The following is a 26,047-nucleotide window of genomic DNA, read 5'->3' on the forward strand; positions in this document are numbered from 1 at the left end:
GCCAACCGAAAACAGCAGCAATCGGAGACAGCCATGATCGGATGGGGCGGGTATATCCTGGCATTCACCGTGTTCTTCCTGACGCATTCCATCCCGGTGCGCCCGGCGGTGAAATCGCGGCTGGTCAAGGCGTTTGGGCCGCGCGGCTTCACAGCCGCTTATTCGGTCCTGTCCATTGCCGTTCTGGCACTGGTGATCGTGGCCGCCGGACGCGCGCCCTTTGTCGGCTTGTGGGATTGGGCACCGTGGCAAAACCACGTGACGCTGACCGTGATGTTTCTGGTCTGCGTAATTGCCGCACTGGCCATCGGCCGCCCCAACCCCTTGTCGTTTGGTGGCGCGAACAACGACCGCTTCGATCCCCACCACCCCGGCCTGATCGGCTGGATGCGCCATCCGTTGCTGGTTGCCTTGTTCCTTTGGGCCTTGGGGCACATGATCCCAAACGGAAATCTTGCCCACGTGATCCTGTTCGGCGTGTTCGCAGGCTTTGCACTTTTGGGAATGTGGATCATTGACCGGCGCAAGAAACGCGTCATGGGACAAGCGCAATGGGCACGGCTGGCAGATACAAGACGCGGGATCACAGTGACAAAAAACGGTCTGATCCGCATCGCTGCTGCGGTGGCTGTCTATGCTCTTTTATTGTCGCTGCACGGCCCGATCATCGGTGTCGAACCTCTGCCCTGACCGGAGCGTTGCGTGCAATGTCACGCGGTGTCTTTCCGAACTCTGCCCGAAAGGCGCGGCTGAAGGCGCTGGCGTCGCTATAGCCTACGCGCAACGCAACCTCTGAAATCGACAACCCTCCATCGGCCAACATTCGTCGGGCGGCATTCAGACGCAAACGGCGATAGACCTGCTGTGGTGAGGCGCCGAAATGACGGTCGAACCGCTGTTCCAGATCGCGCTGACGACAACCCGACCGGCGCGCCAATTGCGGTATCGTCAATGGCGCTTCGATATGGGCTTCCATCTCGCGCAGGCAGGTCTCGACCCGTCGATCCCCACGCACCTGTGTCAAGGCGTGTGGCGTGGCCATGCTGTCGGACATGAACAATTGCGTGATCTCCAAGAGCAGCGCCGCCCCGTGATCTTCTTTGATCAGATCACAGGTCAGTTCATAGGCCGCCATCCCGCCGCTGCATGTGATGCGGTTGCGATCCTGCACCCAGCGGGCCCGTTCAACTTCGATGTTGGGAAACCGCTCGGCGAACGCATCAAGCAGATCATAGTGAATGGTGGCGCGGCACCCGTCCAGAAGCCCCGCCGCCGCGAGCAGCCACGCGCCGGTATCGACCCCTGCCATGGTCTTAAACCGCGCCGCCAGTCCGCGCAGTATCTTTGCATTGTCCAGCGTGACATGGCTTGGATAGTCATAACTGGCCACAGCTAACAAAAGATCACCACGCCCCATATCCGACAGCCGCGCCGTGGGCATCACCGGCAACCCGCTGGAGCTATGAACGACGCCGTGACCTGGTGTGCAAATCTGCCATTCATAGGCGTTCCGACCCAACAACATATTCGCCGCCCGCAACGGCTCCAGCAGGTTGGCAAGCGCGAGGTTGGAAAAGCGGTCGAACAGCAAAAAGCTGATGATGTGGGGTTTCGTGTAGGATTTCGACCAACTCTGCATAGTTTTGCATAATTCCGCACATCACGCGCGTCAATCCCGGACATCATGAACCAACACGCGAACCATTCTGCGAGGATCCCATGCCGCTTTCCATGAACACCGATGTTTTCATCACCTGCGCCGTTACCGGATCGGGCAGCACGCAAGACCGCTCGCCCCATGTGCCACGCAGCCCGAAACAGATCGCCGACAGCGCGATTGCCGCCGCGAAAGCAGGCGCTGCCATTGTGCATTGTCATGTGCGCGACCCCGATACCGGCACCCCATCGCGCGACCTGAAATACTATCGCGAAGTGACCGAACGCATTCGCGACGCCGATGTGGATGTGGTTTTGAACCTGACCGCGGGTATGGGTGGCGACATCACCTTCGGCCCGACCGACGCGCCCATGCCGGTGAACAAAGCTGGCACAGACATGATCGGCGCCGCCGAACGGGTCGCCCATGTGGCCGACTGCCTGCCTGAAATCTGCACGCTGGATTGTGGCACCATGAATTTCGCCGAGGCCGATTATGTCATGACCAACACCCCTGGCATGTTGCGCGCCATGGGGCAGATGATGACCGATCTTGGCGTGAAACCCGAGATCGAGGCCTTCGACACCGGCCATCTGTGGTTCGCAAAGGAGTTGGTGAAGGAAGGCGTGCTGGACAGCCCCGCCCTTGTGCAGCTGTGCATGGGTGTGCCGTGGGGGGCGCCGGACGACCTGAACACCTTCATGGCGATGGTCAACAATGTGCCGGACGGCTGGACCTTCTCGGCCTTCGGGCTGGGGCGCAACCAGATGGCCTATGTCGCGGCGGCCGTGCTGGCGGGCGGGAATGTGCGTGTGGGGCTTGAGGACAACCTGTGGCTTGGCAAGGGAGAGCTTGCGACCAACGAACAGCTTGTGACCCGCGCGCGTGGCATCATCGAAAGCATGGGTGCCCGCGTGATCGGCCCCGAGGACGTGCGCAAGAAGCTTGGCCTTGTGAAAAGGGCGCCCAAATGAAGGCGGCGATCATCGGCGGCGGCGTAATCGGCGGCGGCTGGGCCGCTCGGTTCCTGCTGAACGGATGGGACGTGGCCGTATTCGACCCCGACCCCGAAGCCGAACGCAAGATCGGCGAAGTCCTGACCAACGCCCGCCGCGCGCTGCCGGGCCTCTACGAAACCGCGCTGCCTGCCGAGGGGCAACTGACCTATCACCGTGATCTGGCCCAAGCCGTCACGGGCGCCGACTGGGTTCAGGAAAGCGTGCCGGAACGGCTGGAACTGAAACACAAGGTCTTTGCAGACCTGATCCGTCACACACCGGACAGCGCCATCATCGGCTCATCAACATCGGGCTTCAAACCCTCGGAACTGAACGAAAAAGGCGCGCGCGCCATTGTCGCGCATCCGTTCAACCCGGTCTATCTTCTGCCCTTGATCGAGCTTGTGGGCGACGCCGACACCTGCACCCGCGCCGCCGCTATCTTAAGTGGCATTGGTATGTTCCCCCTGAAAGTTCGCAAGGAAATCGACGCCCATATTGCCGATCGTTTCCTTGAAGCTGTCTGGCGTGAAGCGCTGTGGCTGGTCAAGGACGGCATCGCAACAACCGAGGAAATCGACGAGGCGATCCGCATGGGCTTTGGCCTTCGCTGGGCGCAGATGGGCCTGTTTGAAACCTATCGAGTCGCGGGGGGCGAAGCTGGCATGAAGCACTTCATGGCGCAGTTCGGCCCCTGCCTGTCCTGGCCCTGGACCAAGCTGATGGACGTGCCGGAATTCACCGATGAACTGGTTGACCTGATCGCCGGCCAGTCCGATGCCCAATCCGGCCATATGTCGATCCGCGAGTTGGAGCGCCTGCGCGACGACAACCTGGTCTCGATGCTGCGCGCGCTGAAAACGCGAGGGGCTGGTTCCGGCGCAGGCCGCGTGATCCGCGAACACGAGGTGGACCTGTGGCCCGCCATGACCGACGCCGTCCCCCTGCGCACAGTCACCCGTGACGTGCCGGTGGACTGGACCGACTATAACGGCCATATGAACGAAGGGCGCTATGGTCAGGTGTTCTCGGACGCCGCCGACCGCATCATGATCCATGTCGGTGCTGACGCGGGTTACATCGCGTCTGGCCTCAGCTATTTCACCGCTGAAACCAACATCAGATACATCGACGAATGCCATGCGGGCGACGCAGTCTATGTCGATACGACCGTCACCTTGGGCGAAGGCAAAAAGCTGCGCCTGTGGCACGAGATGAAGCGCGCGATAGATGGCGGGCTGCTGGCGACCTGCGACCAGTTCCTGCTGCATGTGGACCTGATCACCCGCAAATCCTGCCCGCCGCGCGCCGATGTCGAGGCCCGCATCGACGCACTCGCCGCCCTGCACGCGAAAGGAGCCACCTGATGGATTTCGGACTGAGTGAAGAGCAGAAAATGATCGTCTCGACCGTGCGCAGCTTCGTCGAGAACGAGATCTACCCCCACGAGGACATGGTTGAACGCACCGGCCAGGTGCCGCATGAACTGGGGCAAGAGATCAAGCAGAAGGTCATCGGCCTGGGCTTCTACGCCTGCAACTTCCCCGAAGAAGTCGGCGGCGCGGGCCTGTCACATCTCGATTTCACGCTGGTCGAACGCGAATTGGGGCGCGGGTCGATGGCGCTGACCCATTTCTTTGGACGTCCCCAGAACATCCTGATGGCGTGCGAGGGCGATCAACGCGACCGCTACCTTTTGCCCACCGTGCGGGGCGAGAAGATGGACGCCCTTGCCATGACCGAACCCGACGCTGGATCGGACGTAAGGGGCATGAAATGTTCGGCGGTGCGTGATGGGGGCGATTGGGTCATCAACGGCTCCAAGCACTTCATCTCTGGTGCGGAACATGCTGATTTCTTTATTGTTTTCATCGCAACCGGCGTTGATGACACACCGCGCGGGCCGAAGAAACGTATCACCTGTTTCCTCGTTGACCGTGGCACAGCCGGTTTCGACGTCAGGGACGGATACGCCTCGGTCAGCCACAAGGGCTACAGGAACTGTATCCTCGATTTCGACAATTGCCGCCTGCCCGACGCTCAGGTTCTGGGCGAAGTCGACGGCGGCTTTGCAGTGATGAACGAATGGCTCTACGCCACCCGCCTGACCGTCGCCGCCTTCTGCGTCGGCCGCGCGCGACGCTGCTTTGACATGGCCCTGAATTATGCGGCCGAACGCAAGCAATTCGGCCAGCCCATCGCGAAATTTCAGGGTGTCAGCTTTCAGGTCGCAGACATGATCACCGAAATTGACGCCGCCGACTGGCTGACCCTGTCCGGCGCGTGGCGGCTGGACCAAAACCTGCCCGCCAACCGCGAGATTGCATCCGCAAAGCTCTACGCTTCGGAAATGCTGGCCCGCGTCACCGACACCACGCTGCAAATTTTCGGTGGGATGGGCTTGATGAACGACTTCCCCGTGGAACGGTTCTGGCGCGACGCCCGTGTCGAACGCATCTGGGACGGCACCTCGGAAATTCAGCGCCATATCATCAGCCGCGACCTGTTTCGCCCCTTGGGAGCATGAGATTCAATGCCTTCGGCGAGGATATTTTCAGCCAGAAGAAACGCGGGAGGATCGCTTGGATCCCCCCGCGCGTTGAAACACCTGTTCGTGCTTCTCCTGGCGCGGCCATCGGCGTCCCCGCCTGTACCGCACTCCGATACTGACCCAAACTGGTTAACAAGTCGTTTCTTCTTCTGGCCCAAAATATCCCGGGGTGAATTGGCCAACGGCCAAGAGGGGCAGCGCCCCTTGCGCCCTTTCCCTGGCGGAGCCAAATGGACAGGTCCGGGCCATGTCGCGTGAGCTTGAGCGCCTTTTTCGTCCACGCACCATCGCAGTCATCGGCGGCGGCGCGTGGTGCGCCCAGGTCATCGAGCAATGTCAGAAGATCGGCTATCGGGGTCGGATTTGGCCTGTGCACCCGACGCTTCCCAGCGTTTGTGGCCTGCCGGCATTCACTTCTGTCGACGCATTACCTGCTGCCCCTGATGCCGTTTTCGTCGGTATCAATCGCGACGCCACGGTCGAAGTGGTAGCCGCATTGTCCGCACGAGGTGCGGGCGGCGCGATCTGTTTTGCATCCGGGTTTGCAGAAGCAGCGGCGGAAAGCAATGACGGCGCGGATATGCAGGGAAAATTGTTGTCGGCGGCGGGCGATATGCCCATCATTGGTCCCAATTGTTACGGTTATCTTAACTATCTTGACCGGACAATCCTGTGGCCCGACCAGCATGGCGGGGTGTCTTGTGACACGGGTGTTGCGCTGGTGACACAAAGTTCGAACATTGCGATCAATCTGACGATGCAGACACGCGGCCTGCCGATTGCCTATGTGGTGACTGTTGGCAATCAGGCGCAGACCGGGCTGGCCGAGATCGGCGCGGCGCTTCTGGACGATGAGCGCGTGACCGCCCTGGGTCTGCATATCGAGGGCGTAGGTGATCTTCGCGCGCTGGAGGCCTTGGCCGCAAAAGCCCACACACTTGGCAAGCCCATCGTCGCGCTCAAGGTCGGTCAATCTGATCACGCGCGCACCGCCGCGATCAGCCACACCGCGTCACTTGCAGGCAGTGACGTGGGTGCGCGGGCCTTGTTGGCGCGATTGGGGATTGGGCAAGTGTCCTCTCTGCCAGCATTGCTTGAGACGCTGAAGCTGCTTCATACCGTGGGGCCGCTCAGGTCCAACCGGGTCGCCTCCATGTCCTGTTCGGGCGGCGAGGCCAGTCTTGTGGCCGACAGCGCACATGGCAGGAATGTGAGCTTTCCGGCGCTGACCCCCGCCCAGATCAAAGCGCTGCGCACGGCTCTCGGCCCCATGGTGGCGCTGGCCAACCCCTTGGATTACCACACCTATATCTGGGGCAATCTTCAGGCGATGACGGACACGTTCACCGCCATGATGCGCGCCGATCTTGGGTTCGGCATGGTCGTGCTGGACTTTCCGCGCTCTGATCGCTGCACCTCGCCCGCCTGGGATCTGGTGATTGACGCGGTCGAGCGGGCGCGTGACGTCAGCGGTGTGCCGATGGGCATCGTCTCGTCACTGCCTGAGACAATGCCAGAGGCGACCGCACACCGATTGCTTGCGACAGGGATCGTGCCGCTTTGCGGTTTGGACCATGCGATTGATGCGATCGAGGTGGCTGCTGCGTTTGGGGGCAACCCTGACACGCCGGCGCCCATTTTTCTTGCACCGCCTCAGAGTCGCGGCCTGCTGACGGAACGGGCCGCCAAACGGGCTTTGGCAGCGCATGGCGTGCGGGTCCCACAGTCGCGCCCTGCCGTTTCGCCGGAAGAGGCCGCACGCGCGGCGGCAGAGATCGGCTTTCCCGTGGTTCTGAAGGGCGAAGGACATGCGCATAAATCCGAGGCGGGCGCGGTCCGGCTGAACCTGACAAGCGCGGCCCACGTCGTCGAGGCTGCGCGCGCCATGCAAAGCGAGAGCTTTTTGGTCGAGGAAATGATCACCGGTGGCATTGTTGAGCTGTTGATCGGCGTCACCCGCGACCCGGCGCATGGTTATGTCCTGACGCTTGCCGCTGGCGGCGTGCTGACAGAGATCCTGCAAGACAGCCAATCGCTTTTGGTTCCGTCTACTCGAGAGGAAATTCATGCCGCCCTGATGCGTCTTCGTATCGCGCCGCTGCTGCGCGGATACCGTGGCGCGCCCGCTGCCGACATCAAGGCGGTGCTTGACAATGTGATGGCGGTGCAGGCCCATGTGATGGCCGCGCCCGCTGACGAGGTTGAGATCAATCCGCTGATCGTTATGCCAGACGGCGCAATCGCCGCCGACGCCCTTATCCGGACAGGAGACATCTGAATGACCGACACCCCCATCAAGACCCACCGCGACGGTCAAGTGCTTGAGGTCACGCTGGACCGCCCCAAGGCCAACGCCATCGACCTAGCCACCAGCCGCATCATGGGCGAGGTGTTCACCGCGTTTCGCGACGACCCCGACCTGCGCGTGGCGATCGTCACAGGCGCGGGTGAAAAATTCTTCTGCCCCGGTTGGGATCTGAAAGCGGCGGCTGAGGGCGACGCGGTCGATGGCGATTACGGGCTGGGCGGGTTTGGCGGCTTACAGGAGTTGCGCGGGCTGAACAAGCCGGTGATTGCCGCCGTGAACGGTATTTGCTGCGGCGGTGGGCTGGAACTGGCCCTGTCTGCCGACATCATTCTGGCCGCCGATCATGCCAGCTTTGCGCTACCGGAAATCCGGTCCGGCACCGTGGCCGATGCCGCCAGCATCAAACTGCCCAAGCGCATTCCCTATCACATCGCGATGGAGATGTTGTTCACCGGTCGCTGGCTGGACGCGGACGAGGCGGCACGCTGGGGCATGATCAACCACATTTATCCCGCCGCCGACCTGATGGCCGAGGCGCGCAAGATGGCGGCCCTGCTCGCCTCTGGCCCACCGCTGGTCTATGCCGCGATCAAGGAGGTTGTGCGCGAGGCCGAGGATATGAAGTTTCAAGACGCGATGAACCGGATCACCAAAAGCCAGTTTGAAACGGTCGAGAAACTTTACCGCTCGGAAGATCAGGTGGAAGGCGCGCGCGCATTCGCCGAAAAACGCGACCCCGTGTGGAAGGGTAAGTGAGCGATCAGAAGACCACGTTCAGCATCACGAGTGACACCACGAGGAAAATCACGGTCATGATCCCTCCGCTTTTCACAAAGTCTTTCACCTTGTAGCCCGCCGGTCCCATGATCAGCGCATTCACCTGATGGGTCGGGATGATGAACGAGTTCGAGGTGGAGATCGCCACGGTCAAAGCAAACAGCGCCGGGTCGCCGCCCGCCGCCACCGCGATCGACACTGCCAGCGGCACCAAGAGCACGGTGGCCCCCACATTCGACATGACCAGAGAAAAGGCAGTGGACAGGATCGCAATGCCGGTTTGCAGCGACCAGAGCGGCCAGCCGTCCAGAATGGATAGAATCTGCTGGGCAATCCATTCTGCGGTGCCGGTGTTCTGCACCGCCTGCCCCAAGGGGATCAGGCTCGCCAGCAGGAACACGGTGTTCCACCCGACAGCCTGATACGCTTCGTCTATCGAAATCACCCGCGCCAGCAGCATCCCGACGGCCCCGGTCAGCAGGCACAGCGACAGGCGAATGTCGGTGAACAGGATCATCGAGATCGAGATCGCAAAGAACAAAAGTGCCCAGCCCACCTTGTGCGGGCGCAACTCCTCTTGCGGGAAATCGGACGTGATGATGACGAAATCCCGGTTGTCTTTCAGTTGAGTCAGATTGTCCCAGCGGGTGTGGGCGACCAGCATGTCGCCGACCTGAAACTTGACCAAGCCGATGGCCGTCGGTTTGTGTTCCTCGGTTTCCACATGGCTCAGCGTTTCCTCTCCCCGGTGGATCGCCAACAGCGACAATCCATAGGTCTTGCGCAACAGAAGATCGCGCGGGGATTTGCCAATCAGTTTGCTTTCCGGCGGAATGACAATCTCGGCGATGCCTGCATTGGTGGGGGCAAACTCCTCGACGAAAACGTCCAACTCGGGGAAAATTGTCAGGCCATATTTTTCGGCGAACGCCTCGACCACTGTTTTCTTGCCGATGATCGCCAGCCGACAGGGTGCGGCGATCTCGGCGGTCAGAACCTGCACCATAGAGGTCTTGCCGCGATAGAATGTCGAGATGATGTAGAGGTTGTTTTCAAGGTTCACATCCGCAAGGATCTGCCCCACCAAGGGGCTGTCGGCAGGCACGTCGACCTCATGGACACTGGCCCTGATGCCATAGACCCGCTTCAGATAGGCCGACATCCCCTGCCCGACCGACGAACTGCTGGCAGAACCGCCTTCGGGCAACACCCAACGGCCAAGCAGCAGGAAATACAGGATCCCGCTGAGGATAAGAACGGCACCGATCGGGGTGACGGAGAACAGGCCGAAACTGGCCATCTTCTGGCCGTCCGGCAAGCTGTTATTCGCCGTCTGGATCAGATCGTTCAACAGGATCAACGGTGACGAGCCCACCATTGTCATCGTGCCGCCAAGAATGGCGCAGAACCCCATCGGCATGGCCAGACGGTTCAGAGGAATGCCTGAGCGTGTCGAAATACGGCTTATCACCGGCAGAAACAGTGCGGCCGCCCCCACGTTTTGCATGAAGCTGGAAATCACACCGACCGTGGCTGCCACGATCGGCTGAATGCGCGCCTCGGTTGCGCCGCCACGTTTCATGATCGTCGCGGCCACCTTGTTCATCAGCCCGGTCTTGTCCAGACCTGCCCCCACGATCATCACCGCGATGATCGAAATCACCGCGTTCGAGGCAAACCCGTCGAACAGGCGATTGACCTCGGCCAGATTGGACAGCGCGGGAATGTAGCTCAGGATACCAAGGATGACGAGGATCAGGATTGCGGCCAGATCAATGCGCACGATCTCGGACACGAACAGGAACACGGTGAACGCCAGCATCGCGCTCACGACGCCCATTTCCAGCGAAAAGACAATCGGTTCCATCCTGTCCCCCTTTGGCTGCGTCACGATCAGTTGCCGCGATCATCAGCCATGTCTCAGCTTAGAGTGAACTTCCGCCAAAAATCAATTTTTTAAGGGAAATCCACGCGTTGCACAGCGTTGCACAGCGTCACTCAGCGCGGTTTGTGGAGCGGATATCTGCCCATTCATGGGATCAGGTCTATGGAAACAAAGGCTGACAAGCATCTGTCAAATATTGATTTTCCAGACTGTAGGAACTTTCCGTGTCCATCAGCGTTATCAACGTATGAAACAGAAACGTGCAAATAAGATGATCCCGGTCGCTTTGGCGATCACAACAGCCTCGGCCTTGTCGGCAATGGCATTGCAATCTCTGCCTGACGAAGATGGGGGCGGTGATGTGACAGCCCTTGCTGCCATCAACCCCAACACGGTTGGGTATGGTGCCGATCAACTGAACATCTATGAAAACGATCTGAACCCCATTCTGGGCGCACCTGTCTATGACCACGACCGCAACGTCGCGGGTTATGTCGCCGAACTGATGGTCAATACCGAGGGTGACGTGCACGGCATGGTGCTCGCTGTGCCCGACGACGACACCAATGGTGTCAAACGGGTGTCGGCAGAGGCCGCCGAGTTTACGGTGGTTCATCCGACAGCGGGTGAAACCATCGTCCTGGCACAGGTCTCGCAGGCAGATTTACAGACACGGCCAGAATTCGGACCGGAATACGCGACCGATTTCCACTGACGGACGCAAAAGAAAACCCGGCAGCGAGGGGATCGCCGCCGGGTTCCTGACATAAGCCGGTTGGCTTATTTCGGCATGATCACCGCGTCGATCACGTGGATCACCCCGTTCGAGGCCTCGATATCTGCCTGAACGACGTTCGCACCGTCGATTTTGACGCCCTCGGTCGCATCCACCATAGCCATTGCGCCATTCACGGTTTCCACGTCCATGCTCTTGCCCGCAATGTCACCGGACATCACTTTGCCCGGAACCACATGGTAAGTCAGGATCGCGGTCAGTTGATCCTTGTTCTCGGGCATCAAAAGCGTTTCAACAGTGCCCTCCGGCAGGGCCGCGAAAGCCTCGTCCGTCGGAGCGAAAACGGTGAACGGACCCTCGCCCTTCAGGGTTTCGACAAGGCCTGCGGCCTCGACAGCCGCGACGAGAGTGGTGAAGCTGCCCGCCGCAACAGCGGTGTCAACTATGTCCATCGAGTGGCTGTCCGCCATGGCCGGTGTGGCCAGAAGCGCTGCGGTGGTGATCGAAAGAAAGGTTCTGCGAAGCATGGTGTATCCTTTTCTGAGTCCCAGTTGGAAGTTGTATGAAGGATACGGAAAGCGGTGCGACGCAGATCACTTTCGGCAGAACTATTTTTTCCGAAACACACCCAAACCCAGGGATTTCAGGGTATTGTTGCGCAAAACAACGCTGTCAGCCAGCGGCTGTGACGCGATCCAGATCACCAATTGCCGCCGTCAATGTGCCTGTCAGCAGCAGATCATCGTTCAGCAAGATCACATCGTCGACCGACCGACCCTGCAACCGCCCGATTTCCGGCTGCCCAATACAATCGGCAGGGATCGACGTCGCCATCCGCAACGCCTGCGTCAGCGACGTGCCGGTGCAATCCACCAACCGCTTGATCCCTTCGGCCTGCGTGACATGCGCCCCAGCCAAGCTGCCCTCGGCATTGATCAGACGGCCTTCCTTCAGCGCGATATGTTCCCCATACAGGTCAAAATGCTCAGGCCCGCCAACGGTTGCCATCGCGTCTGACACCAGAAACATCCGGTCCGGCACGGGGCGCGCGCGGATGGCCAGCCCGACCATCTCGTCCGCCACATGGTGGCCATCGCAGATGATCCCGCTGTAGCAGGTGGAGTTGATCACCGCCCCGACCGCGCCGGGCGCACGCCCGACCATCGGTGACATGGCATTGAAGAGGTGGGTGGCGCAGCTTGCACCGGCGGTGAAGGCGGCCGCCATCATCTCGGATGTGGCATCTGTGTGACCCAGTGAGACGACGGCTCCCAACCTCGCCAGTTGCGCGATCTGGTCCAGCGTTGCGGCCTCCGGGGCCAGGGTGATCATCACAGACACATCTGCTTCGCGAAGCCGTGTCACCGTGTTCATTGTGCGCGTGTCCAGTGGGCGCACCAGATCGGGCGAGTGGGTGCCACGTCGCGCCATGGCGATATGTGGCCCTTCGATATGCAGCCCGATGATCCCAGGCTGCCCCCGCGCCGCGATCACCGCATCGGCGGCGCTGTCCAGGACCTCTGGCAGATCCGTAATCACAGTGGGCAAAAGCGCGACGGTGCCGAAGCGTCGATGAGCATCTGCGATGATCTGCATCCCCTCAGGTGTCGGGGTAGAGTTCAACTGCACCCCGCCCCCGCCATTGACCTGCAAATCCACGAAACCGGGGGTCAGCAAACCCTTCACAGGCACACCCTTCTGCGGGGTGTCGGCGATGTCGACCACGCGTGCGTCCCGGATCAGCACGGCTTTTCCATCGTGCAAATCGCGGCCATCAAACAGGCGGTCGGGGGTGATCCAGTGATCTATCATGCCGCCTCTTCAAAGAAATAGGGATCGAGCGCAAGTTGTATCTGCGCGTCTATTAGTCGCTGCACCTGATCGCCTGTCAGGTGCTCAGCGCGGGTCAGCACCTCGTCGGGAAAAACGCCGTGCAGGTCTGCGTCCGGGATCGGGCAGTCAAACCCGCCGCGCAATCCCGCCACCGCCGCCTGAGCGGCAGGATGGGGCCAGGAATAGCGGATGCGGTCGGCCAGCCCGAAATGGCGCTGGTGATACAGCGCCTTGGCATCGCCGTGGTAATGCCCCTGCCAATAGCCGGGGTTTTCGGTCATCACCTGCTCCATTACAGATTGCAGCGCGCCGGGCGCAGTGCTGATCTGATCCAGCGCATAGAGCGCCTGACGATAGGCAAAGGTCAGCGCCGGTCCGATCTTCTGGAAGGCAAAGCCTAGTTCGGCCAGACGCGGAAAGACGGCGGGATACTGATAGTCGGTCGAATGTGCTTCAAGACAGACACCGTGCCAGCCGTTGAGTGCAGCCAACAGGCCGGGATCGCGCTCCAGCGGCATGTGATGCACGGCGGTCGGGCTGAATTCGACGCCCGGTTGCACGACCAGCCCCCCGATCATCGAGGACAGTTCGCCAAAGCTGTCGCCATGCGCGGCCAGCGTGGCCTTGGCGGCCGCCGGGTCTGTGGGAGGGATATCCCCATCCTCATCCATCCGCGCACCGCCTGGCGGGGGCACTTCGGTGCCGACAACAAAAAGCAGCCCTGTGGCGTCACCATCGCAGGCCGCGACACAGACCCGCGCCAGATCGGCAGAGCGTGCGGCGGTCTGCGCGTCGTCAAGCTGCATCGGTTCGCCCGCGCACCCTTCCGAGCAGTCCAGATGGATCTTGCGAAACCCGGCCTTGACGTAATCGCGCACCAGGACGCGGGCCTTCTCCATTGCGGCCTCGGCAGGCATCGACCGCCAGGCTTGTGGGCCAAGATGATCGCCGCCGAAAATGATGCGGTCGCGATCCACACCTGCCTTGTCGGCGATACCGTGAACATATCCAATGAACCGGTCCGGGGTGATCCCGGTATAGCCGCCATCCTGGTTGACCTGATTGCTGGTCGCCTCGATCACCACCGGGCGATCAAGGGTCTGTGCCCGCATCAGCGAGGCGCGCAGCACATCCGGTTGCGCCGAACACACGGACGGGATCGCCGCCCGCCTGCCCGCCCGGTTGCGGTCGATAGTGTCGCGCAGCACATCAGCCATCTTGCGAACCCTCCGCCTGCCACGCCGCATAGGCCGCACCACGGGCGCCACTGGTGTCGCCGCCCTGAGCCAGAACCAGTTTCGCGGTGCCGAAATCGCCGATTTGCGCCCGCTGGGCGGCAGCGGTCAGGCCATCGACCACACCGTCAATCCGGCTCAGCCCACCGCCCAGAACGATCAGGTCGGGATCGACCATCATGGTCAGCGTGTGCAGAAGCTCGGCGGTCATTTCGCACCAGACCGACCAGACCTGCGCCATATCGCCTGTGCGACGGGCGGCAATCTGGGGTGGTTCGATGTCTTGGCCGGTCAGCGCCTTGGCCAGTCGCCGCATCCCCGGCCCGGCTATGTAAGTCTCGGTGCAGCCCTGACGACCGCAACCACAGGTCACGACCGGCAGGCTATATTTGGAAACCAGATGCGCGGGGGCCGCAGTATGCCCGAACTCGCCACCGGTCATGGTCGGACCTTGCAAAATGGTGCCGTCCACGGCGATGCCGCCGCCAATGCCGGTGCCAAGGATCAGGGCAACGACCGTGCGCTGCCCCTGCCCGACACCAAACACCGCCTCGGACAAGGCCATGGCGCGGCAGTCGTTGACATAGGTAATCGGTCGCCCGATCGCGGTTTCGATGTCGCGCTGGAACGGCTTGCCCGATGCCGGAAGGTTCGCGGTCAGGGCAAGACCTGTCACCGGGTGCAAAAGCCCGGCGGCCCCGACGCCCACGGGTACGGCACCGCCTGCAATCTCATCCGCCCAGCGGATCTGATCGGCAATTGCCGTGACCAGATCGTCATAGTCGGAAGGCGTCGGAACACGATGGCGATGGGCAACGGCCCAGTCATCGCCGAACAGTTGCACCTCGATCTTGGTGCCGCCAAGGTCAATGCCGGTTGCGATCATGACGCCACCGGATAGAGCTTCACCCCGGACACGACGCGGCTGAGTGTGCCCTGGCCAGAAAACGGATCGTCCACGTTCAACCCAAGCGCGCCCGCCCATTCAACCCCTGTCACCTGCGCCAGAGCGACACAAAGCGGGGCCGCCCATGTGGGGCCGAAGGGCATCGGAATGTCGATATCGCCGCCCGGCCCGACCGAGGTGACACGCGCGGACGGGAACTGTGCCCGCAACTCGGCCACCAGATCGGCGTCATAGTCACGCGTCGGTGCATCGGGGCTGGTGAAAACAGTGACCGCAGTGTCGGCGGTCACAAAAGATTTCGGACCGTGGCGAAATCCCAATGTGCTGTCCCAAAGCGCCGGGATTTGACCGGCAGACAGCTCCATCACCTTCAACGCCGCCTCGCGGGCTGCAAAGGACAACGGGCCGGAACCGACATAGACGGCACGTTCAGGACAGGGCATGCCACGAAGCTTGGGCAACAACGCCGCCATTTGCCCCGCCAGAGCGTCCATGCGCGCAGGCACGTCACACGGCGCGTCAAACAGGGCCAGCGCAGTCAGAAGCATGGTCGAAAAGCTGCTGGTCATCGCGAAGCCTGCATCATGGGTGGCGTCCGGCAACACGATCACTTTGAGCGGTCCGTGCGAGCCGCGCGTCGCCAGCGCGCCATCCTTGTTGCACGTGATATGCAGACGTGCCGCACCCGGTGCCAACGCGTCCAGCGCATCCAGCGTGCCGATGCTTTCGGTGCTGTTGCCTGACCGCCCGAAGCTGACCACAAGCGGCTTCACGCCGTTCAAAAAGGCTTTCGGTGTGGCCACGATATCGGTGCTGGGCACCGCGCGCATTCCTGGCACCCCCGCCGCGATAATGTCACCGATATAGGCCGATGTGCCTGCGCCGCAAAACCACACCTCGTCATGGCCAAGGCTGCCGATCCAGCCGCGCAACCCGTCCACGTCAAGCACCTTGCCCCACCCAGACCAGATCTCGGGTTGGCGATGAATTTCAGCCCATGTCGCCCAGTGTTCCACTGATTTGATCATGTCGTTTGTGTCACTTTCGAAAGGGTTTCAGGCGTGTCAGGGTCCAGCCCCAACGCGAGCGCCGTGTTCAGGATGACCGGATAGATCACCGCCAGAAGAACCGCAGCGGCAGCGGCGGGCACCAGATCGGACAGGTCGATGTCGGTGGGCGAAATGCGATGCACATCACAGCCTACGCCCTTGAACCGGACCTCGGCCTGATCAAGACTGTCCTGAATGCGGTCCGACCCAGTATCGAGGATCAACACCATCAACGGATTGGTCGCCAGTTGCAGTGGGCCATGCAACACCTCGGATGCCGAATACGCCTCGGCGTGAAGCGAACAACATTCCTTGAGTTTCAACGCAACCTCATGCGCCGCGCCATACCCGGTATCACGCCCGATCACATAGACATTGCGCGCCCGCAACAACGCTGACTGGAGTGCTTTGGCGCGCGGATGGTTGGTGGATACGCCCTTCAATGCGGCGACCGATTTCGCGGTTCGCGCCTTGTAATCCGGCACGATCCCGCCCAACAGCGCCATACCTGCGCCGATCGAACCTATCACCGTCTTGGTGGCAGGCACCGCCAGTTCCGGCCCAGCCCCGATCGGGACAGTGGCTTCCGACGCCGCCTCAACTGCGCTGCCCGTTTGGTTGGTGATCGCCATCACGCTCGCTCCATTGATGCCAGCCCCCTTTGCGGCGCGCACAAGGTCTTCGCTGGCGCCCGATTGGCTGATCACCAGCGCGCCGAATCCATCAAAGCATACCCCCTTGCCCAGTGAAAACACCGAGGGCGGCAACGATGTGACAGGCACCGACAGTTCGCGCATGAACTCGTAGGACAGAACATTCGCCGCCGCATCCGACGATCCGCGTGCGATGGTAAAGATCGCTTTCGCATCCGCCAGCTTGCCCGCATCGACCGATTGCGTGGCCGCGCGGCAGAACACGTCCATCGCCTCGGCGCTCTCCGTGGCCATCAGATGACCGTGGGTCTTTGTCTCGATGCTCATGCGCGCAATCCATAGCTGTCAAATTCTTCCCATGTGCTTCGCAGATCGACCACACCGCCATTGATCCGCGCCTCGTCCAGCGCCATGGCGACCAGACCGGCCTCCAGCGCGTCGACGACACCAACCGGCAGGCTGTCTGACTTGCCGCGCAGGAAATCGGCAATATCCGCAACCATCATGTGATCCGCCCCGTAATGGGCCGAGGCGTGTTTCTGATCCATCTTCGTGTAGTCATGGTCGGCAATCACCGAGCCGTCGCGCGCCGTCGCTTTCAGATAGCCGCGCACAAAGTCGCCCTCGGCCATGCCAAGCGCGCCGAAGACGCAGAACCGGCGGTGATCGTCGGGCGCATTCAGGTTGGTGTGAAACGCCATTGATGCCCCGCTTTCATAGCGCAGGATCGCCGTCTGGAAGTCGATGATGTCGCCGTCCGAGTTGTAGGGGTCCGGGGCGCTGTCCCACACGCTTGATTTGCGCTGTGCAATCTCGACCTCGGTGTTTGTTGTTGGGGCGAACTCCGGAAGGAAGGATTTCTTGCCTCCAAAGCTCGCCACCTGCATGGGCCGTGAGCGGGTGACCATGTTGTAGATATCCAGATCGTGGCAGCATTTTTCCAGCATGAACCCGCCGGACAGCGCGCTTTTACGCCGCCAGTCGCGCATGAAAAATGCGCCGTGATAGGGCGGGATGTGTTCGTTTGCCTCAAGCGAGGCAATGGGGCCAAGCCGATCCAGCACCGCACGCAGATCGACCATATGCTGCGAATAGCGCAACACCAGCCCGACCATCACCTGATCGGTCCCATACTCGGCCAGAAGACGCGCCAGTTCGAATGTGTCCGCCCGCGTCGTCACCACCGGTTTTTCGGTGAATATCCGCACGCCCGCTTCCAGCCCCAGCTTGATATGCTCAAGGTGATAGACATTGGGCGAACCAACAAAGAACAGGTCGGGTTTGGTATCAGCCAGCATTCCGGCCACATCGTCAAAGCGCGGCACATCCGCGCCGATCATGTCCAGATGGGCCGGCTGCGGGTCATGGAACCCAACAAACTCGACCTCGGACATGGTCTCTTTCAGGATCGAAAGGACATGGCCTGCGCGCAGGCCGATCCCGGCGGTAACAACTTTCATGCAACCATCTCCGGTGCGGCCTGGCGGCGCAACACGTCACCATTGGCGTCAAAGACATGACAGTTTTCGGGGGCTACACTCAGGGTCAGGTTTCTGCCTTCTTCGATCGCCGCATCACCCGGCAGGGCGGCACAGAACCGCGTGCCATTGCCAATGGTGCCATAAGTGATCGAGGTGCCGCCCAGACGTTCCAGCACGTTGACCGAAATATCCAGACCGCTGTCGCCCATGTTCACATGTTCGGGGCGAATGCCGACCTCGACCTTGTCGCCCTTGCTGACGGTGTCAGATGCGACCGGCAGCGCCATGCGGTGGCCGCCATCCATCTCGACCATGACGCCTGATGCGTCAACACCCGCCACGCGGGCCGGGATCAGATTCATGTTGGGCTGGCCGATGAAAGACGCCACGAACTTGGTGGCGGGGTGGTGATACAGCTCCATCGGAGAGCCAAATTGTTCAACCCGCCCGCCATTCAGCACGACGATCCGGTCGGCCATGGTCATTGCCTCGACCTGGTCGTGGGTCACATAGACCATGGTCGCGTCCAGCTCTCGGTGCAACTGGCTTAGCTCAACCCGCATATCGCCACGCAATGCAGCGTCGAGGTTCGACAAGGGTTCATCAAACAGGAACACCTTGGGGTTGCGCACGATCGAGCGGCCAATGGCGACCCGCTGGCGCTGGCCACCCGACAATTGGCCCGGCTTCAACTGCAACTTGTCCGACAGTTGCAGGATCGCAGCGGCCTTTTGCACGCGGCTGTCCAGATCTGCGGCGTCCAGCTTTTGAACACGCAGCGGGAAGGCGATGTTTTCATAAACGCTCAGATGTGGATAAAGCGCATAGGACTGGAACACCATCGAGATGCCGCGGTCCACGGGATGCGCATTGCTGACATCCTCGCCGCCAATGATGATCTGGCCCGATGTGGCTTCTTCCAGCCCGGCGATGATGCGCAGCAGGGTGGATTTGCCGCAGCCTGACGGGCCAACAAAGACAACGAATTCCTTGTCTTCAATCGCAAGGCTGATGTCGTGCAACACCTTGGCCGAGCCAAAGGATTTGCTGATCGCGTTCAGATCGAGGGTCGCCATGGTCTGGGCATCCTTTTGTTCAGGTCAAAGGTGGTTCGGGCGACGGCAAAGCGCCGCCCGAACCAGGGAGGATTGGCTTAAAGCGCTTCGTCCAGCTCTTCACCGGCGATCGTCACCAGATTGTCCACGGTGTCATCCTTCAGGATGATGCCCTGAACCATGTTGGTAAACACCGACTGCAACGATTTGAAGTCTTCGACCAGCGGCTCTGGGCCACCTGTCGAGATCGTCGAGGTGAAGTTCGGCCAGATGCCGGATTCGTAATAGAGATCCGTCTTGCCCAGTGCGGCATAGTCAAGGATCGGCGTCAGCCCCCAGCTGCTGTCCAGATCATACTGGCTGTCGCCCGAAGTGATCATCTGTGCCAGTTCATGGGCCAGGTCTTCGTGACCCGTGCCCTTGAACACTACAATGCTGTCGGTGATCAGGATCGTGCCGCTTTTACCCGACGGACCTGCGGGCACCGGGGCCACCAGTTGGTTGATGTCCTCGTTATGTTGACCATAACCCCATGGGCCTTGGACATACATCGCAATCTTGCCGTCGTTGAACAGGTCTTTCAACTGATCGCGTTCCCACGCGGTCGGGCCTTCCTGTGCCACGTCGACCAGCTTGCCGTAAAACTCCAGCGTTTCACGGGTCTGTTGACTGTCCAGTTTGTTTTCTCCGGTCGCCGGGTCAATCACGACACCACCGTTCGAATACAGATAGTTCAGGAACTGGTGCATCGTGTTGTCGAAGTCCTTGCCGGCAAGGCCAACACCTGCGACATCGGTGTTGTCGACCACACCTTTGGCCATGGTATACATCTCGTCCCAGGTTTTGGGCGCGACGCATTCCTGGCCGGATTCCTCGATGATGCCGCAGTTGATATACAGTGCCTTGGTCGAGAACGCGTGCGGATAACCCCAGGCTTGCCCTTCGATGGTGACGGTGTTCAGAACACCGTCCTGATACGGCGTATCGGCGGAAATCTGGGCCGGAACGATCAGGTCATTGTTGGCCATCTGACGCAAAGTGCGCGACCCCATATAGGCAATCGAAGGCGGATCGCCCGCTGCGGCCAGCGTGAGCGACTTGTCCTGACAAGTGCCCCATGGGACGGCTTCCAGGTTAACGGTCACGCCTTCGTTGGCCGCTTCGAATGCGTCAACGGTTTTCTGATCCGCTTCCCGCACCTCTCCGCCGCACATGATGAAGTGCAGTTCAGTTGTCTGAGCCGCGGCGCTTATCGCCGAGCCTGACAGCAGCAGTGCTGCCAATGACAGTTTGGTTACATACATTTTGGTCTCTCCCTTGGTTGGATTATTCCTTGACCGCCCCGGCCGTCAGACCCGCGACAAGATATTTTTGCAGGAACAGGAAGATGACCATGACCGGCAGAACCCCCACCAGGGCCGCGGCCATCATCTCGTTCCAGGTCACCGACTGATAGCCGATGAATTCGTAAAGACCGGCGGGCAGCGGTTGCAGCTCGCGGGTCTGGTTGAAAGTGATTGCGAACAGGAATTGCTGTGCATAGGCACCGATAAAGACAGCCACGCCGACCACGATCAGCCCCGGTGTCGCCAGCGGCAGCACCACGCGGCGCAGGGTATAAAGGCGCGAGGCACCGTCCACGAAGGCGGCCTCCTCAAGCTCGCGCGGGATCTTCTCAAGATACGAGCGCAGCAGCCAGATGCCGGTCGGGATCAAAAACGCCACGCCCGGCACGATCATCGCCCAATAGGTGTTCAAAAGCCCCATCGTGCGCAGCACCCGGTAAAGCGGGATCAAAAGCACCGCGCCAGTGAACATGTTGACACCCAGAAAGATGCCCAGTGACAGGTTCTTGAACGGAAACTTCAACCGGGCATAGGCATAGGCGGCCGGCACCACGAAGATCATCGTCAGCCCCGTCACCATGAACGAGATATAGATCGAGTTGAAAATATAGCGGCCCAGCAACGGCACCGTCACCCACATCTGCTTGTAGGCATCGAAGCTGAAATCGTCCGACCAGAACTGATAGGGGCTGCGGAACAGGTGCTCCAGCGGGCGCAGTGAGGCCATGAACATCTCGAAAAACGGCAAGAGGATGAAGGTCAGAAAAACGGCGAGGCAGGCATAGATCCCGACCATTTGCAGCTTTGTGTAGCGATCCATCATCTACTTCACTCCATATTTCTTGTTCACCTTGTTCAGGAAGAACAGATAGGCGAGTGAGAACAGGCCGAGCAGCAACACGATGATCACGGCACGGGCGGACCCTTCTCCGAACTTGTAGTTGCCGATGGCGGTCTTGTAGGTGTCCACGATCAAAGTCGTTGTCGCGCCACGCGGGCCACCTTCGGTCAGGATCCAGATGATCTCGAAACTGTTGAAGGTGAAGATGGCGGACAGCAGCGACATCGACACGATCACCGGCATGATTTGCGGGATGGTGATGCGGCGGAAGCGATACCAGCGCCCTGCTCCGTCGACCCATGCAGCTTCGTACAGGTCGCGGCTGACGCCCTGCATGGCGGCCAGAAAGAACAGCGTGACCATTGGGACACCGACCCAGACATCGGTTGCAATGGCGGAATAGAACGCCGATTGCTTCTGAGCGAGGAATTCGAACGGCACATCGGTGATGCCAAGACGCATCATCACCCCAGACAACACCCCGAAATAGCCGTTGTAGAGCCACAGCCAGCCAATACAGCCGATGGCGATCGGAATGACCCAGGGCGGCATGACCAGCACCCGGAACAGCGCCCGCCCCGGAATGGCTGCGTTCAGAAGCGTCGCGCCGATCAGTCCAAGCACAAGCTTCAAGGCGACCGACAGGAACATCCAATAGAAGGTGCGAACGATGGTCTGGTGGAACTTCCGGCTGCCGGCAAGGTCTTCATAGTTGGCCAACCCGATAAATTTTTCACCACCCAATCCGGCTTCCATGAAGGACAGCCGGATGGTTTCGGCCAATGGCCAGGCGACGATCACCGCGATGAAGATCATGGCTGGCCCGACAAGAAGCCACGCGAAAAGGCTTTCAGAAATGGATTTACGCGCCCGTTTGCTGGCCGCAGAACCTTCAGCGTGCATCACGTCTGCCATTGATTTCCCCCAGTGGCACCCCAAGCGAATCGGAGCGTATACCAATTTTTATCATTACAGACCTTTTTTGACTACCATTATAATACCAACTTTTCCGATTACGCCTGTTCTTGCATAAAATCAATATTTTACGGTGGTATTTCCGGGCATAGCAAGAATTGTCTGTTGCCATTCTGATTGTTTTGGTATTACTTTTACATACCAAACAGAGTGGAAATCTCATGCAAGCGCCGTTTCACTGGCTCTCTCCAACCGCATGGTTTCAACAGGGCCGTGGCCCGCGTTACCTGCAATTGCACCGCCATATCCGTGCCGCGATCCAGTCAGGCGATCTGGCCCCGGACGATCAATTGCCGCCGGAACGGGATCTGGCCGACGCCGCCGATGTCAGCCGCGTCACCGTCCGCAAGGCCATCGCGAAACTGGTCGAGGACGGGTTGATCGAGCAGCGGCAGGGTGCCGGATCGTTCGTCCGCGCCGCCGCGCCCAAGTTAGAGCAGTCGCTGTCCTCGCTCGTGTCGTTTACCGAGAACATGCAGGCGCGTGGTATGACCTCGACCAGCGAAACCCTGTCGCTGGGACTGTTCCGCCCCACCAGCCAAGAAATGATGTCGCTGGGTCTGTCCGCCAGCGACCGGGTGGCCCGCATCGACCGGTTGCGCAGTGCCAGCGGGACACCAATGGCTCTGGAACGCTCGTCCTTGCCAGGAGATATCCTGCCCCATCCCGAACAGATCGACGTGTCGCTATATGCTTTGTTGCGCAAGACGGGCCAGGCGCCCACCCGCGCCATTCAGCGGGTCACGGCAACCAACCTGACCACCACGGACGCGCAGATGTTCCGCCTGCCCGAAGGTGCTGCCGTCCTGAAAATCGAACGCACAGGATACCTGGGCACCGGTCGCCCGATCGAGTTTACAAGCGGCCTTTATCGCTATGATATCTATGACTTTGTGTCTGAACTGAGATTGGATTGACATGGATTACGCCTGTCGCCTCGACGGCACAAAAATAATCTGCACCATCACTTCGGATCGGGACCTTTCGGCCCCGATCTTCTGTTTTTCCGGCATGTCGCCGATGACAGCCACAGAAGGCGGTGAACGGCTGCGCGGCAAGGGAAGTTTCACCGAGGTTGCTCTACCCGATCTGAAAGCCGGGCAACCGCATGACGTGGTGGTGGAATACACCCATGGGCACAGGGCGACGAACCGGGCATGGTTGCCACTCGGCCCCTATCTGCGCACGCGGGACGAGGTGATCGACCTGCCCTATCAGCCCTTGGGCTGCGTGCCGCCCGCCCTGCCCGACCTTGGCCCCTTTGACGGCTTGCCCCTTGTGCCGCAACCGCAGAACTGGGCTCCAAGCGGCGGAACGGTCGTTGTGACCGGCGTGCAGTATGCCGACAAGGCGCTGAATGCCGTTGCCGATCTGGCCACGCGACGGGGGTGGCGTTTCGACGGGCGTTTCCCCGTCAAGATCGCGACCGCTGACATGGACTTGGACGCCTATCAGCTGGAGATCACGCCAAACTCCATTCACATCACTGCGGGCAGCTATGGCGGCCGGTTTTATGCCGGGATCACACTGCTAACGCTGATGCAGGCCGGGCCGCTTCGCTGTGGTGTGATCACGGACGCCCCCCGATTCGGCTGGCGCGGGCAGCATCTGGACACGGCCCGACACTATTACCAGCCGAGAACCATTCTGGATCTTCTGGACCTGATGGCGCTGTTGAAGCTGAACCGCTTCCATTGGCATTTCGCGGATGACGAGGCGTTTCGGCTGCAAATCGACAGCTATCCAGAGCTTTGGCGCAAGACCGAAATCTGTGGTGAAGGCCATCTGTTGCCTGCCCTGTTCGCAGGAGCGATCGAAGCCGGCGGCAGCTATTCCAAGGACACAACTCGCGCGATCATCGCCCATGCTGCGGCGCTGAATATCGAGGTGATGCCGGAAATCGAAGCCCCCGCCCATGCCATCGCCATCACGCAGGTCTTTCCCGACACACGTGATCCGGGGGACAACGGGCCAGAGACTTCGGTTCAGGGGTATCAGGGCAATTGCGTGAACCCTGCCATGCCCAAAACGTGGGAGGTGTTGAAGGCTATCGCGAAGGAAGTTGGCGATCTTTTTCCGTTCGGCCATCTGCATCTGGGTTGCGATGAACTGCCCAAAGACACCTGGATGGGGTCCCCCAAAGCGCGCGCGCTTATGGCAGAAGAAGGGTTAGAAACAACGCAAGACCTGCAAGGCTGGACCATCGCCGAACTGGCAGGGATCGTTGCGCGAAACGGCCAGCGCCCCGCCGCGTGGGAGGAAGCCGCGCAGGGGTCGAACGGCGGCATCGGGCATGGCGCCATCCTGTTCAGCTGGACCGGGCAAGGGCCGGGGCTGGAGGCGGCGCGGGCCGGCTATGACGTGGTGATGACGCCCGCCCAACATGTCTATCTGGACATGGCGCACAGTGCTGACCCCGACGATTGGGGGGCCAGTTGGGCCGCCTTCATCTCGTTGGCCGACACGATCGACTGGGATCCCGTCCCCGATCCGGCGTTGGCCGACAAGATCATCGGCGTGCAGGGCACGTTCTGGTCCGAATTCACCACCGAGGACAATCAGATCTGGCCGATGTTGATGCCTCGGATACTGGGCGTGGCCGTTAAGGCATGGCAGATCAATGACATACATGCCGATGACCTGGCGCGCCTTGCCGTCAGCTATCGCGCAATCTGGCCGGTCGAAACGTCATTGTGACGCCCTATATGTCGATCCGAAGCTGGGTCTTGGGGTCGAACAGATGCGCATGGTCGGGCAAAACCGACAGGCGCATCACCTGCCCCTTGTTTTGAGTCAAATGCACGCCGGGAAGGCTTGCGGTAAACGCGACCCCTGTGCCTTCAAGATGACCATGCAGTAAAGTGTTGGCCCCCAGCGGCTCGGACAATTGTACCGCCAGCGCAAGCGGGCCGTTGTCATCCGGCGCAAGGTGTTCGGGGCGGATGCCGAGTTTCACGGCACCATCCTGATGGTCGGTCTTGACAACAATGGCATCGCCCAGCCGCACCCCACCGCGCACCACTTCTGCGTCCAGAATGTTCATCGCAGGACTGCCGATAAACTGCGCGGCGAACAGCGTTCGGGGCGTTTCATAAACCTCAAGCGGGGTGCCGATCTGTTCAGCCACTCCACCATTCATGACAATCATCCGATCGGCCATGGTCATCGCCTCGACCTGATCATGGGTCACGTAAAGCGCAGTGATGCCCAGCTTGGATTGCAGCTCCTTGATCTCCAACCGCATCTGGACGCGCAGTTTGGCGTCGAGGTTCGACAGCGGCTCGTCAAACAGGAACACAGCCGGTTCGCGGACAATGGCGCGGCCCATGGCCACACGTTGACGCTGACCGCCTGACAATTGCTTGGGGCGACGATCCAGCAGCGCCTCTAGCTGCAACAACTCGGCCGCCTCACGCACCTTACGCGAAATCTCGTCCTTCGGCAGCCCGGCGATCTTCAGCCCATAGCCCATATTCTGCGCCACCGACATATGCGGATAAAGCGCGTAGTTTTGAAACACCATCGCGATATCGCGGTCCATCGGCTCTTTCTCGTTGGCGCGTTCGCCCCCGATCAACACCTCGCCGGAGGTGACCGTCTCAAGCCCCGCCACCATGCGCAACAGCGTGGACTTGCCACAACCCGACGGGCCGACAATCACGATGAACTCGCCATCGGCGATTTCCGCACTGATGCCGTGGATCACATCGGTGGACCCGAAACTTTTCTTGATATCTTTCAGCGTGACAGTCGCCATGGA

General features: G+C 60.6%; 23 protein-coding genes. 9 read left to right on the top strand and 14 right to left on the bottom strand.

Annotated features, from left to right (window positions below):
• Positions 1-33 precede the first annotated feature (33 nt).
• Positions 34-690 carry an NnrU family protein gene (locus tag AC13C8_RS16005; protein WP_482848287.1) on the top strand — a complete coding sequence of 219 codons (657 nt, stop codon included), beginning with the start codon at positions 34-36 and terminating at the stop codon, positions 688-690.
• Here AC13C8_RS16005 and AC13C8_RS16010 read toward each other — a convergent pair.
• Positions 665-1,639, bottom strand: coding sequence for a GlxA family transcriptional regulator (locus AC13C8_RS16010; RefSeq protein WP_482848288.1), 975 nt, complete (start codon positions 1,637-1,639; stop codon positions 665-667). The two genes, AC13C8_RS16005 and AC13C8_RS16010, sit on opposite strands and share 26 nt — an antisense overlap.
• An 80-nt stretch (positions 1,640-1,719) precedes the next feature.
• On the opposite strand from AC13C8_RS16010, the gene bcoG reads away from it, so the two are divergent.
• The 5 genes from bcoG to AC13C8_RS16035 all read left to right on the top strand — a co-directional run bounded on the left by bcoG (position 1,720) and on the right by AC13C8_RS16035 (position 8,270).
• Entirely contained in the window at positions 1,720-2,631 is a 912-nt protein-coding gene (gene bcoG, locus AC13C8_RS16015) for a 3-dehydrocarnitine:acetyl-CoA trimethylamine transferase BcoG (RefSeq protein ID WP_482848290.1), read from the top strand.
• The gene (locus AC13C8_RS16020) at positions 2,628-4,022 is read left to right on the top strand and encodes a carnitine 3-dehydrogenase (RefSeq protein WP_482848292.1); all 1,395 of its coding nucleotides are present in this window, start codon (positions 2,628-2,630) and stop codon (positions 4,020-4,022) included. Before bcoG ends, AC13C8_RS16020 begins: the two co-directional genes overlap by 4 nt.
• A complete protein-coding gene (locus AC13C8_RS16025) occupies positions 4,022-5,182 on the top strand; it encodes an acyl-CoA dehydrogenase family protein (protein WP_482848293.1) in 1,161 nt (386 codons plus the stop codon). Before AC13C8_RS16020 ends, AC13C8_RS16025 begins: the two co-directional genes overlap by 1 nt.
• Before the next feature lie 271 nt (positions 5,183-5,453).
• A complete protein-coding gene (locus tag AC13C8_RS16030) occupies positions 5,454-7,484 on the top strand; it encodes an acetate--CoA ligase family protein (protein ID WP_482848294.1) in 2,031 nt (676 codons plus the stop codon).
• A complete protein-coding gene (locus tag AC13C8_RS16035; RefSeq protein WP_482848296.1) occupies positions 7,485-8,270 on the top strand; it encodes a carnitinyl-CoA dehydratase in 786 nt (261 codons plus the stop codon).
• 4 nt (positions 8,271-8,274) lie between these two features.
• Here AC13C8_RS16035 and AC13C8_RS16040 read toward each other — a convergent pair whose 3' ends face one another.
• On the bottom strand, positions 8,275-10,158 hold the full coding sequence (locus AC13C8_RS16040) for an SLC13 family permease (protein WP_091429688.1): 1,884 nt from the start codon (positions 10,156-10,158) through the stop codon (positions 8,275-8,277).
• Between the two features lie 289 nt (positions 10,159-10,447).
• Between AC13C8_RS16040 and AC13C8_RS16045 the strand changes: the two genes are divergently transcribed.
• Positions 10,448-10,891 (top strand): hypothetical protein, encoded by a 444-nt coding sequence (locus tag AC13C8_RS16045; protein ID WP_482848297.1) that lies wholly within the window; start codon positions 10,448-10,450, stop codon positions 10,889-10,891.
• 65 nt (positions 10,892-10,956) lie between these two features.
• Here AC13C8_RS16045 and AC13C8_RS16050 read toward each other — a convergent pair whose 3' ends face one another.
• From AC13C8_RS16050 to AC13C8_RS16100, 11 genes are all read right to left on the bottom strand, one after another.
• Complete coding sequence (locus AC13C8_RS16050; RefSeq protein WP_482848299.1) at positions 10,957-11,439, bottom strand: fasciclin domain-containing protein; 483 nt, start codon at positions 11,437-11,439, stop codon at positions 10,957-10,959.
• A gap of 145 nt (positions 11,440-11,584) precedes the next feature.
• Entirely contained in the window at positions 11,585-12,724 is a 1,140-nt protein-coding gene (gene nagA / locus AC13C8_RS16055; RefSeq protein ID WP_482848301.1) for an N-acetylglucosamine-6-phosphate deacetylase, read from the bottom strand.
• Positions 12,721-13,962 carry a class II D-tagatose-bisphosphate aldolase non-catalytic subunit gene (locus AC13C8_RS16060; protein ID WP_482848303.1) on the bottom strand — a complete coding sequence of 414 codons (1,242 nt, stop codon included), beginning with the start codon at positions 13,960-13,962 and terminating at the stop codon, positions 12,721-12,723. The genes nagA and AC13C8_RS16060 overlap by 4 nt, the downstream gene beginning before the upstream one ends.
• Positions 13,955-14,866, bottom strand: coding sequence for an ROK family protein (locus AC13C8_RS16065; protein ID WP_091429679.1), 912 nt, complete (start codon positions 14,864-14,866; stop codon positions 13,955-13,957). Before AC13C8_RS16065 ends, AC13C8_RS16060 begins: the two co-directional genes overlap by 8 nt.
• Positions 14,863-15,915, bottom strand: coding sequence for an SIS domain-containing protein (locus AC13C8_RS16070; protein ID WP_482848305.1), 1,053 nt, complete (start codon positions 15,913-15,915; stop codon positions 14,863-14,865). The genes AC13C8_RS16065 and AC13C8_RS16070 overlap by 4 nt, the downstream gene beginning before the upstream one ends.
• Positions 15,912-16,916: an SIS domain-containing protein gene (locus AC13C8_RS16075; protein ID WP_482848306.1), complete on the bottom strand. Its 1,005-nt coding sequence runs from the start codon at positions 16,914-16,916 to the stop codon at positions 15,912-15,914. The genes AC13C8_RS16070 and AC13C8_RS16075 overlap by 4 nt, the downstream gene beginning before the upstream one ends.
• Entirely contained in the window at positions 16,913-18,049 is a 1,137-nt protein-coding gene (locus tag AC13C8_RS16080; protein WP_482848307.1) for a Gfo/Idh/MocA family protein, read from the bottom strand. Before AC13C8_RS16080 ends, AC13C8_RS16075 begins: the two co-directional genes overlap by 4 nt.
• On the bottom strand, positions 18,046-19,146 hold the full coding sequence (locus AC13C8_RS16085; protein WP_091429656.1) for an ABC transporter ATP-binding protein: 1,101 nt from the start codon (positions 19,144-19,146) through the stop codon (positions 18,046-18,048). The genes AC13C8_RS16080 and AC13C8_RS16085 overlap by 4 nt, the downstream gene beginning before the upstream one ends.
• A gap of 77 nt (positions 19,147-19,223) precedes the next feature.
• The gene (locus AC13C8_RS16090; protein WP_091429655.1) at positions 19,224-20,429 is read right to left on the bottom strand and encodes an ABC transporter substrate-binding protein; all 1,206 of its coding nucleotides are present in this window, start codon (positions 20,427-20,429) and stop codon (positions 19,224-19,226) included.
• Between the two features lie 22 nt (positions 20,430-20,451).
• The gene (locus AC13C8_RS16095) at positions 20,452-21,294 is read right to left on the bottom strand and encodes a carbohydrate ABC transporter permease (protein WP_091429653.1); all 843 of its coding nucleotides are present in this window, start codon (positions 21,292-21,294) and stop codon (positions 20,452-20,454) included.
• The gene (locus tag AC13C8_RS16100) at positions 21,295-22,227 is read right to left on the bottom strand and encodes a carbohydrate ABC transporter permease (protein ID WP_091429652.1); all 933 of its coding nucleotides are present in this window, start codon (positions 22,225-22,227) and stop codon (positions 21,295-21,297) included.
• 221 nt (positions 22,228-22,448) lie between these two features.
• On the opposite strand from AC13C8_RS16100, the gene AC13C8_RS16105 reads away from it, so the two are divergent.
• Together AC13C8_RS16105 and AC13C8_RS16110 are read left to right on the top strand one after the other, a co-directional pair.
• Positions 22,449-23,204 carry a GntR family transcriptional regulator gene (locus AC13C8_RS16105; protein WP_482848309.1) on the top strand — a complete coding sequence of 252 codons (756 nt, stop codon included), beginning with the start codon at positions 22,449-22,451 and terminating at the stop codon, positions 23,202-23,204.
• A gap of 103 nt (positions 23,205-23,307) precedes the next feature.
• Positions 23,308-24,984, top strand: coding sequence for a beta-N-acetylhexosaminidase (locus AC13C8_RS16110; RefSeq protein ID WP_482848310.1), 1,677 nt, complete (start codon positions 23,308-23,310; stop codon positions 24,982-24,984).
• A gap of 4 nt (positions 24,985-24,988) precedes the next feature.
• On the opposite strand, the gene ugpC is transcribed toward AC13C8_RS16110, so the two are convergent.
• Positions 24,989-26,044, bottom strand: coding sequence for a sn-glycerol-3-phosphate ABC transporter ATP-binding protein UgpC (ugpC, locus tag AC13C8_RS16115; RefSeq protein WP_482848312.1), 1,056 nt, complete (start codon positions 26,042-26,044; stop codon positions 24,989-24,991).
• Positions 26,045-26,047: the final 3 nt, after the last annotated feature.

The sequence above is a fragment of the Aliiroseovarius sp. B-4 genome, from assembly GCF_056857795.1.

Bases quoted from the DNA above. Each gene is read 5' to 3' on its own strand.
- AC13C8_RS16005 (WP_482848287.1), top strand. From the start codon at position 34: ATGATCGGATGGGGCGGGTATATCCTGGCATTCACCGTGTTCTTCCTG.
- AC13C8_RS16010 (WP_482848288.1), bottom strand. From the start codon at position 1,639: ATGCAGAGTTGGTCGAAATCCTACACGAAACCCCACATCATCAGCTTT.
- bcoG (WP_482848290.1), top strand. From the start codon at position 1,720: ATGCCGCTTTCCATGAACACCGATGTTTTCATCACCTGCGCCGTTACC.
- AC13C8_RS16020 (WP_482848292.1), top strand. From the start codon at position 2,628: ATGAAGGCGGCGATCATCGGCGGCGGCGTAATCGGCGGCGGCTGGGCC.
- AC13C8_RS16025 (WP_482848293.1), top strand. From the start codon at position 4,022: ATGGATTTCGGACTGAGTGAAGAGCAGAAAATGATCGTCTCGACCGTG.
- AC13C8_RS16030 (WP_482848294.1), top strand. From the start codon at position 5,454: ATGTCGCGTGAGCTTGAGCGCCTTTTTCGTCCACGCACCATCGCAGTC.
- AC13C8_RS16035 (WP_482848296.1), top strand. From the start codon at position 7,485: ATGACCGACACCCCCATCAAGACCCACCGCGACGGTCAAGTGCTTGAG.
- AC13C8_RS16040 (WP_091429688.1), bottom strand. From the start codon at position 10,158: ATGGAACCGATTGTCTTTTCGCTGGAAATGGGCGTCGTGAGCGCGATG.
- AC13C8_RS16045 (WP_482848297.1), top strand. From the start codon at position 10,448: ATGATCCCGGTCGCTTTGGCGATCACAACAGCCTCGGCCTTGTCGGCA.
- AC13C8_RS16050 (WP_482848299.1), bottom strand. From the start codon at position 11,439: ATGCTTCGCAGAACCTTTCTTTCGATCACCACCGCAGCGCTTCTGGCC.
- nagA (WP_482848301.1), bottom strand. From the start codon at position 12,724: ATGATAGATCACTGGATCACCCCCGACCGCCTGTTTGATGGCCGCGAT.
- AC13C8_RS16060 (WP_482848303.1), bottom strand. From the start codon at position 13,962: ATGGCTGATGTGCTGCGCGACACTATCGACCGCAACCGGGCGGGCAGG.
- AC13C8_RS16065 (WP_091429679.1), bottom strand. From the start codon at position 14,866: ATGATCGCAACCGGCATTGACCTTGGCGGCACCAAGATCGAGGTGCAA.
- AC13C8_RS16070 (WP_482848305.1), bottom strand. From the start codon at position 15,915: ATGATCAAATCAGTGGAACACTGGGCGACATGGGCTGAAATTCATCGC.
- AC13C8_RS16075 (WP_482848306.1), bottom strand. From the start codon at position 16,916: ATGAGCATCGAGACAAAGACCCACGGTCATCTGATGGCCACGGAGAGC.
- AC13C8_RS16080 (WP_482848307.1), bottom strand. From the start codon at position 18,049: ATGAAAGTTGTTACCGCCGGGATCGGCCTGCGCGCAGGCCATGTCCTT.
- AC13C8_RS16085 (WP_091429656.1), bottom strand. From the start codon at position 19,146: ATGGCGACCCTCGATCTGAACGCGATCAGCAAATCCTTTGGCTCGGCC.
- AC13C8_RS16090 (WP_091429655.1), bottom strand. From the start codon at position 20,429: ATGTATGTAACCAAACTGTCATTGGCAGCACTGCTGCTGTCAGGCTCG.
- AC13C8_RS16095 (WP_091429653.1), bottom strand. From the start codon at position 21,294: ATGATGGATCGCTACACAAAGCTGCAAATGGTCGGGATCTATGCCTGC.
- AC13C8_RS16100 (WP_091429652.1), bottom strand. From the start codon at position 22,227: ATGGCAGACGTGATGCACGCTGAAGGTTCTGCGGCCAGCAAACGGGCG.
- AC13C8_RS16105 (WP_482848309.1), top strand. From the start codon at position 22,449: ATGCAAGCGCCGTTTCACTGGCTCTCTCCAACCGCATGGTTTCAACAG.
- AC13C8_RS16110 (WP_482848310.1), top strand. From the start codon at position 23,308: ATGACAGCCACAGAAGGCGGTGAACGGCTGCGCGGCAAGGGAAGTTTC.
- ugpC (WP_482848312.1), bottom strand. From the start codon at position 26,044: ATGGCGACTGTCACGCTGAAAGATATCAAGAAAAGTTTCGGGTCCACC.